Raw genomic sequence first — 16,921 nt, forward strand, 5'->3', positions numbered from 1 at the left:
AATAAAGGATTGTAGATTTTAGATTTTTGATTAAGGATTGTTGATTTATAATGTTGTTGGTTTAGTCTTTGCGAGGAACGAAGCAATCTTATTTGCTATATCCGCAACTAGTTTGCCGCCATTGATATTGAGGTTGTTTCGTTCCTCGCAAAGACTTAAATCATTTTTTTTATATCTAAAATCAACAATTGTTAATCATAAATCTAAATTCTGAACTCTTTTAATAAAAATCCATTAGCGACAGCTTTAAAATCCACTAATTGATTCTGAATCCAAATTTCATCATGACCTAATTCTTTTGCCATTATACGTGCCACTTTATCGGCGCAGGAAATTGCGGCTCGCGCATCCAGGAATAGCAGCCGAACGCGTCTCGCCAAAACATCTTCAACAGTAATAGCCATTTCTTCCCGGATGGCCCAAACGACTTCAGCCAAAGTATAATTATAGTCGGGGTGTAATTTTTCTTTTAGGGAGGGATCGTTTTCCTGTAATTTCAAAATTGCACTACTGTCAGTCCCGTAAACGAAAAGGTGATTTTGAAAATCAGCTTCACTATTTTTCTTGTTTCCGTGAATAGGCAAATGTTGCGTTATACATTTATAAGGACTTAGTTGGTGTGTTTCAATTGCCTTGTTGACTATTTCTTCGGCAATTTGTCGATAGGTTGTCCATTTTCCGCCGGTGACGGTGATTAAGCCTGTTTTGGAAACGATTATTTTGTGGCTTCTGGAAACTTCTTTTGTGGCTTGGCCTTTTTTCTCTGGAGCGGCCAAAGGCCTTAGTCCCGCAAAAACCGAAAGCACATCGGCTCGTGTCGGATCTTTGGTCAGGTATTTTTGAGCTGTTTTCAGTACAAATTCGATTTCTTCTTCAAGGGCAATTGGTTCAATATCTGACTTTTTTACCAAAGTATCCGTTGTGCCCACAACAATTTTGTCGTGCCATGGAACTGCAAAAAGAACCCTTCCGTCACTCGTTTTGGGAATCATCAATGCATGTTCGCCGGGTAAAAAGGATTTGTCAAAAACCAAATGAATGCCTTGACTGGGAACTATATATTTTTTATAAACACTATCGTTCATTTTCATAATGGCATTGGTAAAAACCCCCGTCGCATTTATTACCGTTTTGCCTTGCAAAGTATATTCTTCGTTGGATATCTGGTCTACGGCTGCAACTCCAGTAATTTGTTTTTTGTCGTTCTTTAATAATTGCGTGACTTTAATATGATTGAGTACACAGGCTCCTTTTTCGACAGCAGTTTGGGCAAGATTTATGGCCAAACGGGAATCGTCAAATTGCCCGTCGTGATACAGAACGCCGCTTTGCAATCCATTCGGTTCAATTGACGGAATTAAGGCCAAAGTTTTTTCTTTGGATAGATATTTGGAACTCCCAAGACTTAGTTTTCCGGCGAGTAAATCGTATAATTTTAAACCAAATGTATAAAAATACCCGCCCCACCAGTTGTAATTCGGGATAACGAAAGATTCGTTTTTTACCAAATGCCCTGCGTTTTTCTCCATCAACCCTCTTTCTCTAAGAGCTTCAATGACCAAAGAAATATTTCCCTGCTCTAAATAGCGGACCCCGCCGTGAGCCAATTTTGTGCTTCGGCTAGAAGTACCCTTGGCAAAATCTACGGCTTCGAGAAGAACTGTTTTAAAACCTCTGCTCGCGGCATCAACAGCAACACCGAGTCCGTTGGCACCTCCTCCTATAATAATGATGTCCCAAATTTGGTTTTGTTTGAGTTTTTCCAGCTGTTCGATTCGGTTCATTGGATGGATTTGTTGGTTTGGTTAGGTCTTCTGTAGTAAATTTAACCAAATAATTAAAAGGATTTTTTAAATCTGTATTTTATTTTATGCAACAATTAATAAAAAGGAATCGTTATTTTATTGTTAGGAAATGACTTTGTTGTAGAATTTATTTTGACGGATGTCTTTTTGTTAGTGATTATTAGAATAATGATAAGCCCAGATTGAAGCGGGCTGTAAATTGTGGTGAGTTGAGTTGTTGAAAAGTGTCTTCTACCGATTTAATTGGTTTTTAAAATCGATGTAAGGTTGATATTTAAAAAAAAAAATTACTTTTGCGATTCAAACAATAGCAATATGGCAAAGAATTTAGTGATAGTTGAGTCCCCAGCGAAGGCTAAAACAATCGAGAAATTTCTAGGAAGTGAATATCAGGTAGAATCAAGTTACGGGCATATAGCCGATTTGCCTTCTAAGGAAATTGGCGTTGATGTCGAAAATGGATTTACTCCCAAATATGAAGTTTCTTCGGATAAAAAAGCATTAGTAGCCAAATTGAAGACTTTAGCCAAAAATGCCGAAATGGTTTGGTTAGCAAGTGATGAAGATCGTGAGGGAGAAGCTATTTCCTGGCACTTGGCAGAAGAACTAAAACTAAAAAAAGAAAAAACAAAACGTATTGTTTTTCATGAAATAACTAAGTCAGCTATTCTTAAAGCTATTGAAAAACCACGTGAGATTGATTATAATTTAGTTAATGCACAACAAGCCCGAAGAGTTTTGGATCGTTTGGTTGGTTATGAATTGTCACCAGTACTTTGGCGAAAAGTGAAAGGCGGTTTGTCTGCCGGACGCGTGCAGTCGGTTTCTGTTCGATTAATTGTTGAAAGAGAGCGCGAAATTCAAAACTTCACTGCAGTTGCTACGTATTCTGTTGTGGCAGAATTTACAAATGAAGCAGGCAAGACTTTTAAAGCCAAGCTTCCAAAAAATTTTAACACCAAAAAAGACGCCGAAGAATTTTTAAAACAAAATATCGGTTCTATATATAAGGTAGCAGATTTGGAAACCAAACCTACCAAAAAATCACCGGCAGCTCCTTTTACAACTTCGACTTTGCAACAGGAAGCAGCTAGAAAATTGTATTTACCCGTTGGAATCACAATGCAATTGGCGCAACGATTGTATGAAGCGGGGCTTATTACTTATATGAGAACGGACAGTGTGAACTTGTCCAAAGAGGCGATGGATGCGGCACAGGCCGAAATTATCAAATCGTACGGAAAGGAATATGCAAATCCACGAACTTTTGCCAATAAAAGCAAAGGAGCGCAAGAGGCTCACGAAGCAATTCGTCCTACAGATATGTCACTTCATAATGTAAATATTGACAGAGATCAAGCGCGTTTATATGATTTGATTTGGAAAAGGACCTTGGCTTCGCAAATGAGTGATGCCAAATTGGAACGTACCAATGTGAAAATAGATGCGAATAATCACGTGGAACAATTTACCGCATCTGGAGAGGTATTGCTTTTTGAAGGATTTTTGAAAGTGTATCTTGAAGGGCACGATGATGAAGAGGAAGAGCAAGAAGGTTTGTTGCCTGCTCTGAAAGTGAATGAAAAATTACAAAACAATTATATTACCGCAACCGAAAGATATTCAAGAGCTGCAGCCAGATATACCGAAGCATCTTTGGTGAAAAAACTGGAAGAATTGGGAATTGGTCGTCCATCTACTTATGCACCAACAATTTCTACCATCATCAACAGAAATTATGTTGAGAAAGGAAATCTGGAAGGTGTTGAACGTAATTATACGCAGTTGACTTTGCAATCTGGTAAAGTAGGCGAGAAGTTGCTGAAGGAAAACACAGGTTCGGATAAAGGGAAATTAGTTCCTACAGACATTGGTGCCATTGTTACCGATTTCTTGGTGAAGAACTTTGGGAATATTTTGGACTATAATTTCACAGCAAAAGTTGAACATGATTTTGATGAAATAGCCGAAGGAAATATCGAATGGACCAAAATGATGCAAGAGTTCTACAATAAATTTCACCCAACTGTGAAAGATGTAGAAGCCAATGCTGATAGAGAAAGCGGAGAGAGAATATTAGGAATTGATCCTGCGTCTGGAAAGCCGGTTTCTGTTCGTTTGGGTAAATTTGGACCAATGGCTCAAATAGGTGATTCTGAAGATGATGATAAAAAATTTGCGAGTCTAAGACAAGAACAAAATATTGGTAATATTACCTTGGAAGAAGCATTGAATTTATTTTTGCTTCCTAAAAATTTAGGTTTGTACAAAGGGGAAGAAGTCGAAGTGAGTAATGGTCGTTTTGGTCCGTATGTACGCCACGGAAGTGTTTTTGTTTCTTTGCCAAGAGGAGAAGATCCGTTGGATGTTACTATGGCAAGAGCTCAAGAATTAATCGATGAAAAAGCCGCCGCCGATGCTCCTATAGCTATTTATAAAGGAGAAAGCGTTCAAAAAGGAACTGGTCGTTTTGGCCCTTTTATCAAGTGGAACGGAATTTTTATAAATGTAAGCAAGAAATATAATTTTGATAATTTGTCCAAAGCAGACATTGAAGAACTGATTGAAGATAAATTGCAGAAAAACATTGATAAAGTACTCCATAATTGGGAAGAAGAAGGAATTTTGGTTGAAAAAGCCCGTTGGGGACGTTCAGTAATAACAAAAGGGAAAATCAAAATTGAATTAAGTAAAGATGTTGATGCGACTAAATTGACATTGGCAGAGGTTCAGGATATGATTGCCAAGAAAACACCTGCTAAAAAAGTTGCCGCGAAAAAGTCAACAACAGCAAAAAAACCTGTTGCTAAAAAAACAGTTGCCAAAAAGAAATAAAGAATTAATTTCAATGAATCCCAATTTCTTTCTGGTTATTTCGGAAAATAAATATAGGAAGACGTAAAACAAGTAATAAATAAATGGAGTTTGATTTTTTAAAGCCATTAGATAAAGAATTTCTGGACTATGTTTTGGGATTGTCCCCACAGCATTTGGGAAGCAAAATAGTAATGCATACTAATGAGGCTATGCCTGATTTGGATAAAGTTGACATTGCTATTATTGGTGTTCTTGAAAATAGAGGTGCTAAAAATGCTGATTCTGAGGTTGACTTAAAATCGATTCGAAAAGAATTATACGGAATGTTTCCGGGTAATTGGAATTTTTCGATTGCAGATTTTGGAGATATTCTTTCAGGGAATTCAAAAGAGGATACTTTTTTTGCATTAAAAAAAATTGCTTCAAGTCTGATAAAAAGAAAAATTATACCTGTAATTATCGGAGGTTCTCAGGATTTGACCTATGCAATGTATAGAGCTTACGATGATTTGGAACAAATGGTTAATCTAGTTTCCATTGATAGTAAGTTTGATTTTGGTAAAGAAAATGAGATAATAAGCGCAGATTCTTTTTTGACTAAAATTATTATTGATGAACCTAATAATCTGTTTAATTTTTGTAATATTGGTTACCAAACTTATTATAATTCACAGGAAGAGATTGACCTTATAGATAAGTTGTTTTTTGATGCGTATCGTTTGGGAGAGGTTTCAAATAATATATCCATTTCGGAGCCTGTTTTTAGAGATGCAGATGTGGTGAGTATAGATTTGAATTCAGTGAAGTCCTCAGATTCCGGTAACTTTACTGTTTTTAATCCAAATGGGTTTAATGGAAAAGAAATATGTTCTTTGTCAAGATATGCAGGAATAAGTGATAAAGTATCTTCTTTTGGGGTTTTTAATCACAATAATTCGATTCCTGAATCTGTAATTATTGCGCAAATAATCTGGTACTTTATAGAAGGCTTTCATTACAGGTCAAATGAGTATCCTTTTGGTAGCAGAGAAAGTTATTTGAAATATAATGTACCGCTTGAAGAGGAAGATTTGGTGTTTTATAAAAGTGATAAAACAGATCGCTGGTGGATAGAAATACCATTTATTTCAAATACGAGCAATAAACTGAAGAAAAATACGTTGTTACCATGTTCTTATGAGGAATATCTTGCTGCCTGTAATCAGGAAATGCCGGAGAGATGGTGGAAAGCCCAAAGGAAAAATGTTATATAAGGATTTAATCCTAAAACGATTAGCGAATACTTAGTAAAACTGTTAATTTTATACAAATACTTCAAAATTTTACTTTATACTTACAAAAATTTCAAAACGATGTTTTTTATCGTACTTTTCTAGCACTTTGGCGATAAAATATTTTTTTTTTAAAAATTTTAACATACATTTGACGAAATATTAAGTGATTGTAAAGAATTGTTTTTTAATTAAAAAATAAATAGGTTTGCGTTACTATTAATAATGAATTGATAATCCCCCAATTTTTATGAAGAAAATTATTGCATTTACGGCAATTTTAACAGTGTTGATTAGCTGTGGTAGATCAAGCGACAAAGGAGAGTTGGTTGGTGTTAAAGGTGCAAAGTGGCATCCTGAAAAGCCATATGGAATGACTTTGGTTCCTGGAGGCTCTTTTATCATGGGTAAATCGGATGATGATGTTGCCAACGTCGGTGATGCCCCAACAAAGACTGTTACTGTTAGAGCCTTTTATATGGACGAAACAGAAATTACTAATAGCGAATACCGTCAGTTTGTGGAATGGGTAAAGGATTCTACGATTCGTTTCAAGTTGGCTATCTTGGCTGAAGAAAGTGGACAAAGCGCTCCAGCCGGTGGAAAAGGAAAAAATGCAGGAAGTATTGCTGATTATTCTTTTAGCAATAATAATTCTGATCCTGCTAAAATGACTGCCTACGATAAATACATGTATGACAATTATTACAGTATTGGTACGGATAAAGATCCAAACGCTTATAAACGATTAAACAGAAAAGTAAAATTAATTAAAGATGTTAAAAAATACCCAGATGAGTACTATGCTGAGGTAATGGATTCAATGTATTTACCATTGGAAGCTTCTTATAATGGTTTGAGAACCATCGATGTGAACAAACTTAAGTTCCGTTACACTTGGATGGATATCCAAGCAGCGGCTAAAGCTAAAAAAGGTAAAAGACAGGAGTTCATCAAAACAGAAGAAGTAATGGTTTATCCAGATACTACAGTTTGGATTAAAGATTTTGCTTATTCTTACAATGAGCCAATGCATAATGATTATTTTTGGCACAAAGCTTACGGAGATTATCCTGTAGTAGGGGTGACATGGAGTCAAGCTAAGGCATTTTGTGAATGGAGAACTTTAAATAAAAACGGTTATTTAAAATCTAAGAAAAGTCATGTTGATAACGTAAACTCATTCAGATTACCTCAAGAAGCAGAATGGGAATATGCAGCAAGAGGAGGTCTGGAATCAGCTACTTTTCCATGGGGAGGTCCTTATGCTAAAAGTGACAGAGGCTGTTTTATGGCAAACTTCAAACCTAATAGAGGTGATTATGCTGCAGATCAAGCATTATATACAGTAGAGGCTAAATCTTATGAGCCAAATGGATATAATCTTTATAATATGGCAGGTAACGTATCCGAGTGGACAGATTCTGCTTACGATGCAAATGCTTACGAATTTGTATCTACAATGAATCCTGCTGTTATTGATAACTCAAACAAGCGTAAAGTTGTGAGAGGTGGTTCCTGGAAAGATGTTGCTTATTTCCTCCAAGTAAGTACACGAGCATTTGAATATGCAGATTCTTCTAGAAGCTACATTGGATTTAGAACGGTTCAAGACTACATGGGAACCAAAACAACCGGGAACGGTAAAAAATAATAACCTAATCATTTAAATAAACATAACCTATTAAATTAACTTTAAAACTTTTGAAAGATGGCAGTATTGAGCAAAAAAGCAATGAATTTTACCTATGGTATGGGAGCAGCAGTAGTAATTATCGGGGCTCTATTTAAAATTCAACATTATCCTTATGCAAGTGCATTATTAATAGTTGGTCTTTGTACAGAAGCCTTCATTTTTGCTCTATCAGCTTTTGAACCAGTTGAAAAAGAATTAGACTGGTCATTAGTTTATCCTGAATTAGCCGGAGGTGAAAAATCAGACAGAAAAGAAGCAGTAGCTGAAGATCCACAAGGATTATTGTCTTCTAAACTGGATGCAATGTTGAAAGAAGCTAAAATCGATGGTGAATTGATGAACAGCCTTGGGAATAGCATCAGAAATTTTGGTGAGGCTTCAAAAAGTATAGCTCCTACAGTTGATTCTATGGCTGCAACAAAAAAATACAGCGAAGAATTGTCTATGGCTGCAGCTCAAATGGAATCTTTGAACAGTTTATATAAAGTACAATTGGAAAGTGCTTCTAGAAATGCTGAGGCAAATAAAGAAATTGCTGAGAATGCCAGTAAATTGAAAGAGCAAATGCAATCAATGACTGCAAACATTGCTTCTTTGAACAATGTTTACGGAGGTATGCTTTCTGCTATGAGTAATAAAGGATAATTAGTTTTTTAACTATATAACTACTAAATAATAAACTAATTAGAAGATGGCAGGAGGAAAATTAACCCCTAGACAGAAGATGATTAACCTAATGTACTTGGTTTTCATCGCAATGTTAGCTTTAAATATGTCCAAAGAAGTATTATCTGCTTTTGGATTAATCAATGAAAGATTTGAAACAGCAAATAGTTTGGCTTTAACAACCAATGAATCTATTTTAGCTGATTTAGATGTTAAGGCTCAAGATAAGCCTGAGCAATATAAAGTTCCAAGTGAAATTGGGAAAAAAGTAAATGCAGCAACTTCTACTTTTTATAAATATGTGGAATCTTTAAAAGTAGATTTAACAAAAGATGTAAAAAGAGAAGAAAATGGTAAACTGCCTTATGAAACTATGGATAATTCATCAAAATTAGATGAGTCTTGGTTTAGTGGTGATGGTTTATCTGCAAAAGGAAAAGAAGTAGTTGTAGCTGTTGAAAATTACAAAGCTGCAATTAAATCCGCAATTGGAAGTGATCCTAAATTTAAAGATATTGCTACTGAGTTCAATACGAAATTCAATACTGGTGATGTAGTGGATAAAGAAGGAATTAAAAAAAATAATTTAGATTATAATTTCAAGCATTTCCCTCTTATTGCTTCAGTTGCAAAATTGACTACAATTCAAAACGACATCAATACAATTGAGAATCAAATTTTGAGTAGATTAACTGGTTCAACAGCTGTTGCAGCGGCCTCTATGAAAAATTATAAAGCTATTGTTATTCCTGAAAAATCTGCTTTCTTTGCAGGTGAAGCAGTAAAAGGTAGAATTGTTTTAGGGCGTTATGATAAATCTACAGTTCCGACTAAAGTTGTTGTAAATGGAAGTAATATCAATTTAAGTTCTTCTTTGCATGATGGACAGGTTGATTTTAGTTTCGGTGCTGGAAATGTAGGTGAACATGACATTAAAGGTACCTTTACTTTTATGGAAGACGGTAAACCAGTTCCTATTCCTGTAGAAGGGAATTATGTAGTGGTTCCAAAACCAAATTCAGCGACTATTTCTGCAGACAAAATGAACGTTGTTTATAGAGGTGTTATCAACCCAATGACAATTTCATTTGCAGGTATTTCTCCAGATAAAGTATCAGCATCTGCTCCAGGTTTGAGCTCAGCTGGTAAAGCGGGGACATATAATATGAATCCAGGACAGGGTTCTGAAGTTGTAATTAATGTTACAGGGACTTTACCTGATGGTTCTAAAGTGTCTGATAAAAAAGCATTTAGAATTAAAGGAATTCCTGCTCCAGTTGGTGCAATTGCAGGAGATATGGGAATTGTTAAAGGAGCTAAGTCTCGTTTAGAAGTTTCTCAAGTATCTGCAAAACTTCCTGATTTTGATTTTAATGTTAATCTAATTGTTGTTGGATTTACATTCAAAGTTACAGGTCAGGCTGCTGTGATTGTATCAGGAGACAGAGTTAATGCACAATGTAAAACTGCTATGGCTAGAGCTACAAGAGGTGATCAGATTACTATTTCTGATATTAAAACTAAATTAGTTGGTTCTGATATTATGCTTTCAAGAACAGCTCCTGTAATTTTCGAAATACAATAATGTTTAAGTTGCCATTTGCCCTACTTAAATAACTTAATAATTAATAAAGATGAAGACTAAAAATTTAATTGCGGTTATAGCATTTGTTGCGGGAAGCTTTTCTTCATTTGCGCAGTCTAATTTGTTGAATGCTAAGACTCCAGATCAAATTGGGAAAAAGACGAAATCTCAAGTGTCTCTTGATAATGATAAACCTTTGGCCTACGGTTATGTAGATGACAGGGATATTTTGATGGGGAAAACAGTTTGGGAGATTGTCGATTTGAATGAGCGGTTTAATTTTCCTCTTTATTTCCCAATTGATTCAATGAACATTGGAAAAGACAGAAGATCATTGTTTGATGTTTTAATTAAAGGTATCAAATCAGACAGTATAAAAGAGGTGTATACTGATGATTATTTTAATACCAAAAAAACATTTAAAGATATGAGTAGTTCATTTACTTATATCGATACAACCAATGCCGGTAGAGAGGAAGTAAATGCTAATAGAGACTTGTATTTTCCAAAAGCAAAACCGTCGGTTACTTATAAAACTGTTAAAGGTAAAAAAGTAAAAGTGGTTGGTCCTGCTACTGTTCCAGTTGCTAAAGTTTTAGATCCTCAGTTTATTGATAGAAGAGAACTTACTGCTCAAGATATTACAGGGTATAAATTAAAAGGGTATTGGTATTTTGATAAACGTCAAAGTGAATTAAAATATCGTTTATTAGGAATTTGTCCAATTGCTCCAGAAGCGAGAGAAGTAGGTTCTGAAAATCCTGATTATATTGATTTATTTTGGATATTTTATCCATCTGTTCGAAACTATTTGCATGGGTACCTAGCTTTCAATGAGAAAAATTCAGCTATGCCAATTTCTTTTGATAGAATTCTTGATTCACGCCAATTTAGCGGAGTTATCTATAAAGAAGAAAATGTATACGGTGACCGTTTGATAACTGAATATATTAATGAAAATGCATTAAATCAGTTGTTGGAATCAGATAGGATAAAAGACAAAATACGCGATTTTGAACACGATATGTGGAATTACTAATTGCTAATAATTTTCAACAAAAACTCTTACTTTATCAAAGTAAGAGTTTTTGTTTTTTATATTCATTACGTTATTTATGGTAGATTATATAATTGTAGGCTCCGGTTTGGCCGGTATTTCTTTTAGTGAAATTGCCTTGATGAATAATAAAAGTGTTATCGTTTTTAATGATGACTCCCAAAATTCGTCTAAAATTGCCGGAGGGTTGTATAATCCAGTTATTTTAAAGCGTTTCAGTGAAGTTTGGCAGGCTCAGAATCAATTGGAGTTAATGGGTGAATTTTACTCTAATCTTAGCAATAAAATTAAATCTAAGGTAAATTTTAAGATACCGATATTGAGGAAATTCTTTTCGGTTGAAGAGCAAAATAATTGGTTTGCCGCTTCGGATAAACCTAATTTAGCCCCTTTTTTGTCGACTTCGTTGATATTTAAAACTTTCGAAGGAATTGATTCTCCATTTGGTTATGGCGAAGTATTGCAGACCGGTTATGTTGATACGGCTTTATTTCTTACGGAGTATCATAATTATTTGATGTCGCATAAGCTTTTGCGAAGCGAAACTTTTGATTATGAAAGTTTAATTATTAAAGAGGATGGATTATTGTCTTATAAAGACATTGAAGCTAGGCATATTGTATTTGCCGAAGGTTTTGGTATGCACGCTAATCCTTTTTTTAATGATTTGCCTTTGGACGGGACAAAAGGGGAATTGTTTATTATCAAAGCGCCACTTTTGAAATTGGATGTTATCATTAATACAAGTGTTTTTATTTTGCCTTTGAAAAATGATCTATTTAAAGTTGGGGCTACTTACAATTGGAATGATAAAACCGATTTGCCCACTGAAGAAGGAAAAGAAGAGCTAATCGAAAAAATCAAGGAAATAATAAACTGTGATTTTGAAATCATCAAACATGATGCTGGTGTAAGACCGACAGTCAAAGATAGAAGGCCATTAGTAGGAACTCATCCAGAACATGGCAAAGTACATGTTTTGAATGGATTGGGAACGCGTGGCGTAATGCTTGGACCCGCAATGGCTAAAGCTTTGTTTGATGCAATCGAAAATAATATCCCATTGGATAAAGAGATTGATATAAAAAGATTTGCTAATAAACGTACAAAAAAGGCTTAATTCTTTTTTGTAGTAGGGTCATAAGAAATGAACATATTGATATAAATGTTTCTTGACCATCTTAAAACTAAAGGATACAGGACAATTAATGAGGCAATGATAGAAATGAAAGAGACTTTTATGCTGGTTTTCAGCATAAGATAGGACACGATAAATGCCCCGATTCCTATTGCGACGTTTACGCCATAACTGACATACATTGCTCCGTAAAAAAAGGAAGGTTCAATTTGGTATTTTAAGCCACAATGACTGCAGCGTTCGTTCATTTTAAGCATTGATCCTAAATGAAAAGGATTTTTGTCAACATACATGCTTTCGTTCATGCATTTTGGACAAGTTCCTGTTAAAATGCTATATAGTTTGGATCCTTTTTTTAACATTTGCAAAAATTTAATTTTTCTTTTTTTTTAGACAGACAAATTTACTAATTCATAAAGGAATAAAATAATAATACATGCTTAATATACATAATTTATCGGTTTCGTTTGGGGGATCTTATTTGTTTGAAGAAGTAACTTTTCGATTGGGTGCGGGTGACCGAGTGGGGCTTGTCGGGAAGAACGGTGCCGGGAAATCGACTATGCTTAAAATTTTGGCAAAAGATTTTGCTCCTGATTCTGGGGTGATTTCTCAGGAAAAGGAAATTAAGTTGGGTTTTCTTCGTCAGGATATTGATTTTGAAAAAGGAAGAACCGTTCTTGAAGAAGCATATGAAGCCTTTACAGAAATCAAAATTGTAGAGAAAAAGTTAGCCGACATCAATCATCAATTGGTAACAAGAACCGATTACGAAAGCGAAGAATACAGCCAGATTATCGAAGATCTTTCTGATTACACGCATCGTTTTGAATTATTGGGAGGCTATAATTACGTTGGCGATACCGAAAAAATTCTTTTGGGTCTTGGTTTCAAACGAGAAGTTTTTGACAACCAAACCGAAACTTTTTCGGGAGGTTGGAGAATGCGTATTGAGTTGGCTAAATTATTATTGCAGTCCAATGATGTATTATTGCTCGATGAGCCTACGAATCACTTGGACATCGAAAGTATCATTTGGTTGGAAAACTTTTTAAGAAATTACCCTGGCGTTGTTGTTATTGTTTCGCACGATAAGATGTTTTTGGATAATGTAACCAATAGGACTATCGAAATATCTCTTGGAAAAGCGTATGATTTTAATAAGCCATATTCCCAATATTTGGAGTTGCGTGAGGAGCTTCGCGAAAAACAATTGGCAACTCAAAAAAACCAAGCCAAAAAAATAGAAGAAACACAAAAATTGATCGACAGGTTCCGATATAGTGCTACCAAATCATCTATGGCGCAATCTTTAATCAAAAAATTGGATAAAGTTGAGCGCATTGAAGTAGATGAAGATGATAACTCAGTGATGAATATTTCTTTTCCTGTTTCAAAAGAACCAGGAAGAGTCGTGATTGAAGCTGAAAATGTTGGTAAAAGTTACGGTGAGAAGACCATTCTTAAAGACATCAATTTATTGGTAGAGCGTGGTAGTAAAATTGCTTTTGTTGGTCAAAACGGTCAAGGGAAATCGACCTTTATGAAAGCTATTGTCAATGAGTTTGAATTCCAAGGTTCAATTAAATTAGGTCATAATGTTCAGTTGGGTTATTTTGCCCAAAACCAGGCAGAATATCTAGATGGAGAAATCACCTTGTTGCAGACGATGGAGGATGCTGCGATGGATTCAAACCGCATGAAAGTGCGTGATATGTTGGGTTCATTCCTGTTTCGTGGAGATGATGTTGAGAAAAAAGTAAAAGTGCTTTCTGGAGGTGAAAGAAATCGCCTTGCATTATGTAAATTGTTACTGCAGCCCATAAATGTATTAGTGATGGATGAGCCTACAAACCACTTGGATATTAAATCCAAAAATGTTTTGAAGGCGGCTCTGCAAAAATTTGGCGGAACTTTATTGTTGGTTTCGCACGATAGGGATTTTCTTCAAGGGATGTCCAATATTGTTTACGAATTCAAAGACCAACATATCAAGGAATATTTAGGAGATATTAATTATTTCTTAGAACAGCGCAATTTGGAAAACATGCGTGAAGTAGAGAAAAAAGATGTTGCTAAGCCTGCTGCTACCAAAGAAAGTAATAAAGCATCTTATGAAGATCAGAAAAAAGCTAAGGCGCTACAAAACCGATTGAGTAAAATAGAAAGTCAGATTAAGCAATTGGAAAAAGATATTCAGCATGACGACAAAATGCTAGCTTCCAATTATGATAAACATATTGAAGATGCTTCGTTTTTTGTCGCTTACAACAAAAAGAAAGAGGAATTGGATAAACTATTATTCGACTGGGAAGTTGTTCAGGAAGAAATAGATGCGTTGTAGAGAAAATAGAATAAAGAGAATAGAGAATAGATGGAAAATCGATATTCTATTCTCTTTTTTCTTTATTCTAAAATCAGAAATCTAAAATCTCCAATCAAAAATCTACCTACTCCTTAAAAGGATTTCGTTCCTGCCATACAATATCAGGTTCGAGTTTTGGAAATATCTTGGGAACATGTTTGTTTATTCCGGAATTACTGTGTTCCATAAAACCGTACATTTCAAGAGGTTTTGCTCCAACAGAGCTTTTGATTTCCAAAGCCGTTCTTGCAAAAATAATTTCTTTATAGCCTTTGTTAATCGAATAGGCAATCATGTCGTAAAGCATGTTTAAATACAGCATTTTCTCCCTTTGTACTGTATCGTCATAACCCAAAAAATAGGTATCTATGGTGTTACCGTTTTTAATCAGCGTATTGAAACCTATCAAATTTCCATCCAAAAAATAACCATAGAATAAGAATTTGTCTTTTAAAGTTTCCTTGAAAACTCTAAAATGGTTTTTCTTTAGGAAAAAAGTGTTGAAAGGAGCATTTTGGGCAACGTGATGGTATAAGTCAAAAATCACTTCCTCATGCCTGATAATGTCTTCCAAGTGTAATTTTCTTTTCTCAATTCCTTCAGCTTTTTTTCGTGCTCTTTTGTATTGGTCGCGGTATTTTTTGGTTAGGGAATTAATATAGTCCTGTTCTGTTTTCCATTCGTCACGGATGGAAAAAGTCATATTGGGCTGAATGCTATATTTATAGTTTTTTTTAAAGATTTCCTGACTGAAATTTTCAATGTCTTCATGACTGTAATCTTTAAACGTAGTGATGTGCACTTTTTTACCCATCGATTTAAACTTTAATTTCAAATCATTGGTTGCTTTTTTTAAGGTTTTAACTCCCTCATCCATCGATATGGAATCCGAAAAAACAAACGAATTTTGTCCCGTGAGCATGTTATTGCCTATGAGCAGAACGTGTGAAGCAAAATTTTTCAGAATAAATTTCCGAACAGATGCTTTAACGCATCGATCTCTGTCTCCAAATGATTCCAATTTGTTTAAATCCAAAAATTGTGAGATAGCAATGCCAACTAAATTTTGTTCTTTAAAAATTCCGATATAATGACAAATCATATTGCTTGGCGCTGATTTTTCTAAAATTTCAAAATAGTCTTTGGACAAAAAAATATTTTGGCAACCTAAATCATCCCAGTTTTCTGGAAGTTGAGCTTTGGTTTCGTAAATTTGGTATGAAAGAGTTGTTTTCAAATTGGATAATAATATTTTCCAAATTTAACCAATTTATGTGGAATTGTGGTTAAGTTTCTAAGAGGCTAAGAAGCTAAGATTCTAAGTTTTTTGGAGCAGAAACATTTGGTGTTTTCAGGAAACATCGTCCCGCTATCCGCTACAATCTCTTGCGCTGAACCCCAGCGCAGGAGGATTTCCACTTCTATCGGGGCTAAAGACCAATAATTTGCTTTTTTGTAATCATCCAAAAAAAGAATACAATACCCGCTAGCGCGAGCGTCCCGCTCGTGAACACAATCTAAAATAATTTAACGATAAATAAGTAATTTTTTTTCAGGAACAGAAGGATAAATAGTCACGAGCGAGACGCTCGCGCAAGCGTGAAAACTTAGAATCTCAGAATCTTAGAATCTCATAAACTTTTCCTAACTTTATAGAAAAGAAACGATTATGCAAACATATACAGAACAATCGGCGAGCCCCTTTTTGGAAAATTTAAAAGATTGGCATTTTAAGGAAAATGCAATTGAAAAAGATTTTAAATTCAAGAATTTCAATCAGGCATTGGGGTTTATAGTACAAGTTGGTCTACTAGCCGAAAAGATGAATCATCATCCAGAACTTTTTAATGTGTATAACAGAGTGAATATTCGTTTAAATACGCATGATTCTGGAGGAGTAACAACAAAAGATTTTGATTTGGCTGGACAAATAGAAAGTTTGTTCCAATAAAAAAGCCTCATTTCTATGTTTTTTAGAAATAAGGCTTATAGTGTATTTTATTTTTCGGTTTATTGCCAGCCGCAAATTATGGCTCCAATAATAGTCAAAGAAACTATCCAGAATCCCGCATGAATCCAAATATATCTCCAGGATTTTCTTTCGAATAAACCGTTTATTGCAATTATAGGGAAAGCAAAAAACAAACCAGAAATGAATCCGTGCAATGCACCATGTTTGAATGTTCTGAAAGCGGTACCGTAATCATTCATAAAAGCTTTGAACGAAGGAAGTGCTTCGTTTACTTTTGCAAATCCTCCCACCATACTCACGGCTCCGGATTGATGTATTGTCAAAGCCATTTCGACTGTTACAATTAGCAGAGAGAAAAAATAAGTCAGTCCAAATATTTTTAACATATTACCTTTTCTTAGTTCCTCTTGGGTGAGACCGTTTTCTTCCATCCAAGCAGTACCAAATACTTTGGGATTGTACCAAATAAATCCAACTACTAATGTTGTCAATGCGCTAACAAAAATTGCTATCAAATTCATTTCCATAATTTTAGGTTTTAGGGTTATC

13 protein-coding genes are annotated in these 16,921 nt (G+C 34.9%); 9 read left to right on the plus strand and 4 right to left on the minus strand.

Annotated features, from left to right (window positions below; genetic code table 11):
• Positions 1–203 precede the first annotated feature (203 nt).
• Positions 204–1,784 (minus strand): glycerol-3-phosphate dehydrogenase/oxidase, encoded by a 1,581-nt coding sequence (locus tag EM308_RS07215; protein ID WP_035636831.1) that lies wholly within the window; start codon positions 1,782–1,784, stop codon positions 204–206.
• A gap of 336 nt (positions 1,785–2,120) precedes the next feature.
• On the opposite strand from EM308_RS07215, the gene topA reads away from it, so the two are divergent.
• The 7 genes from topA to EM308_RS07250 all read left to right on the plus strand — a co-directional run bounded on the left by topA (position 2,121) and on the right by EM308_RS07250 (position 12,017).
• Positions 2,121–4,640 (plus strand): type I DNA topoisomerase, encoded by a 2,520-nt coding sequence (topA, locus tag EM308_RS07220; protein ID WP_035636833.1) that lies wholly within the window; start codon positions 2,121–2,123, stop codon positions 4,638–4,640.
• An 83-nt stretch (positions 4,641–4,723) separates the two neighbouring features.
• Complete coding sequence (locus EM308_RS07225) at positions 4,724–5,875, plus strand: formimidoylglutamase (RefSeq protein ID WP_035636835.1); 1,152 nt, start codon at positions 4,724–4,726, stop codon at positions 5,873–5,875.
• 268 nt (positions 5,876–6,143) lie between these two features.
• Positions 6,144–7,547 carry a T9SS ring complex lipoprotein PorK/GldK gene (gene porK, locus EM308_RS07230; RefSeq protein ID WP_035636837.1) on the plus strand — a complete coding sequence of 468 codons (1,404 nt, stop codon included), beginning with the start codon at positions 6,144–6,146 and terminating at the stop codon, positions 7,545–7,547.
• Positions 7,548–7,604: 57 nt separating this feature from the next.
• Positions 7,605–8,234: a type IX secretion system motor protein PorL/GldL gene (porL, locus tag EM308_RS07235; protein WP_035636839.1), complete on the plus strand. Its 630-nt coding sequence runs from the start codon at positions 7,605–7,607 to the stop codon at positions 8,232–8,234.
• A gap of 46 nt (positions 8,235–8,280) precedes the next feature.
• Positions 8,281–9,840 (plus strand): type IX secretion system motor protein PorM/GldM, encoded by a 1,560-nt coding sequence (gene porM, locus EM308_RS07240; protein WP_035636843.1) that lies wholly within the window; start codon positions 8,281–8,283, stop codon positions 9,838–9,840.
• Between the two features lie 49 nt (positions 9,841–9,889).
• The gene (porN, locus tag EM308_RS07245; protein ID WP_035636846.1) at positions 9,890–10,879 is read left to right on the plus strand and encodes a type IX secretion system ring subunit PorN/GldN; all 990 of its coding nucleotides are present in this window, start codon (positions 9,890–9,892) and stop codon (positions 10,877–10,879) included.
• 76 nt (positions 10,880–10,955) lie between these two features.
• Positions 10,956–12,017, plus strand: coding sequence for an NAD(P)/FAD-dependent oxidoreductase (locus EM308_RS07250; protein ID WP_035636848.1), 1,062 nt, complete (start codon positions 10,956–10,958; stop codon positions 12,015–12,017).
• Here EM308_RS07250 and EM308_RS07255 read toward each other — a convergent pair.
• Positions 12,014–12,397, minus strand: coding sequence for a DUF983 domain-containing protein (locus EM308_RS07255; RefSeq protein ID WP_035636851.1), 384 nt, complete (start codon positions 12,395–12,397; stop codon positions 12,014–12,016). The two genes, EM308_RS07250 and EM308_RS07255, sit on opposite strands and share 4 nt — an antisense overlap.
• Before the next feature lie 74 nt (positions 12,398–12,471).
• Between EM308_RS07255 and EM308_RS07260 the strand changes: the two genes are divergently transcribed.
• Positions 12,472–14,379 (plus strand): ABC-F family ATP-binding cassette domain-containing protein, encoded by a 1,908-nt coding sequence (locus tag EM308_RS07260; RefSeq protein ID WP_035636853.1) that lies wholly within the window; start codon positions 12,472–12,474, stop codon positions 14,377–14,379.
• Between the two features lie 106 nt (positions 14,380–14,485).
• Here EM308_RS07260 and EM308_RS07265 read toward each other — a convergent pair whose 3' ends face one another.
• The gene (locus EM308_RS07265) at positions 14,486–15,637 is read right to left on the minus strand and encodes a GNAT family N-acetyltransferase (RefSeq protein ID WP_035636856.1); all 1,152 of its coding nucleotides are present in this window, start codon (positions 15,635–15,637) and stop codon (positions 14,486–14,488) included.
• Positions 15,638–16,069: 432 nt separating this feature from the next.
• Here EM308_RS07265 and EM308_RS07270 point away from each other — a divergent pair, with 432 nt between their 5' ends.
• Positions 16,070–16,351 (plus strand): 4a-hydroxytetrahydrobiopterin dehydratase, encoded by a 282-nt coding sequence (locus tag EM308_RS07270; protein ID WP_035636859.1) that lies wholly within the window; start codon positions 16,070–16,072, stop codon positions 16,349–16,351.
• A 59-nt stretch (positions 16,352–16,410) separates the two neighbouring features.
• On the opposite strand, the gene EM308_RS07275 is transcribed toward EM308_RS07270, so the two are convergent.
• Positions 16,411–16,899 (minus strand): DUF1761 domain-containing protein, encoded by a 489-nt coding sequence (locus tag EM308_RS07275; RefSeq protein WP_035636862.1) that lies wholly within the window; start codon positions 16,897–16,899, stop codon positions 16,411–16,413.
• Positions 16,900–16,921 lie beyond the last annotated feature (22 nt).

It is taken from the genome of Flavobacterium gilvum, assembly GCF_001761465.1.
Taxonomy (GTDB): Bacteria; Bacteroidota; Bacteroidia; order Flavobacteriales; family Flavobacteriaceae; genus Flavobacterium; species Flavobacterium gilvum.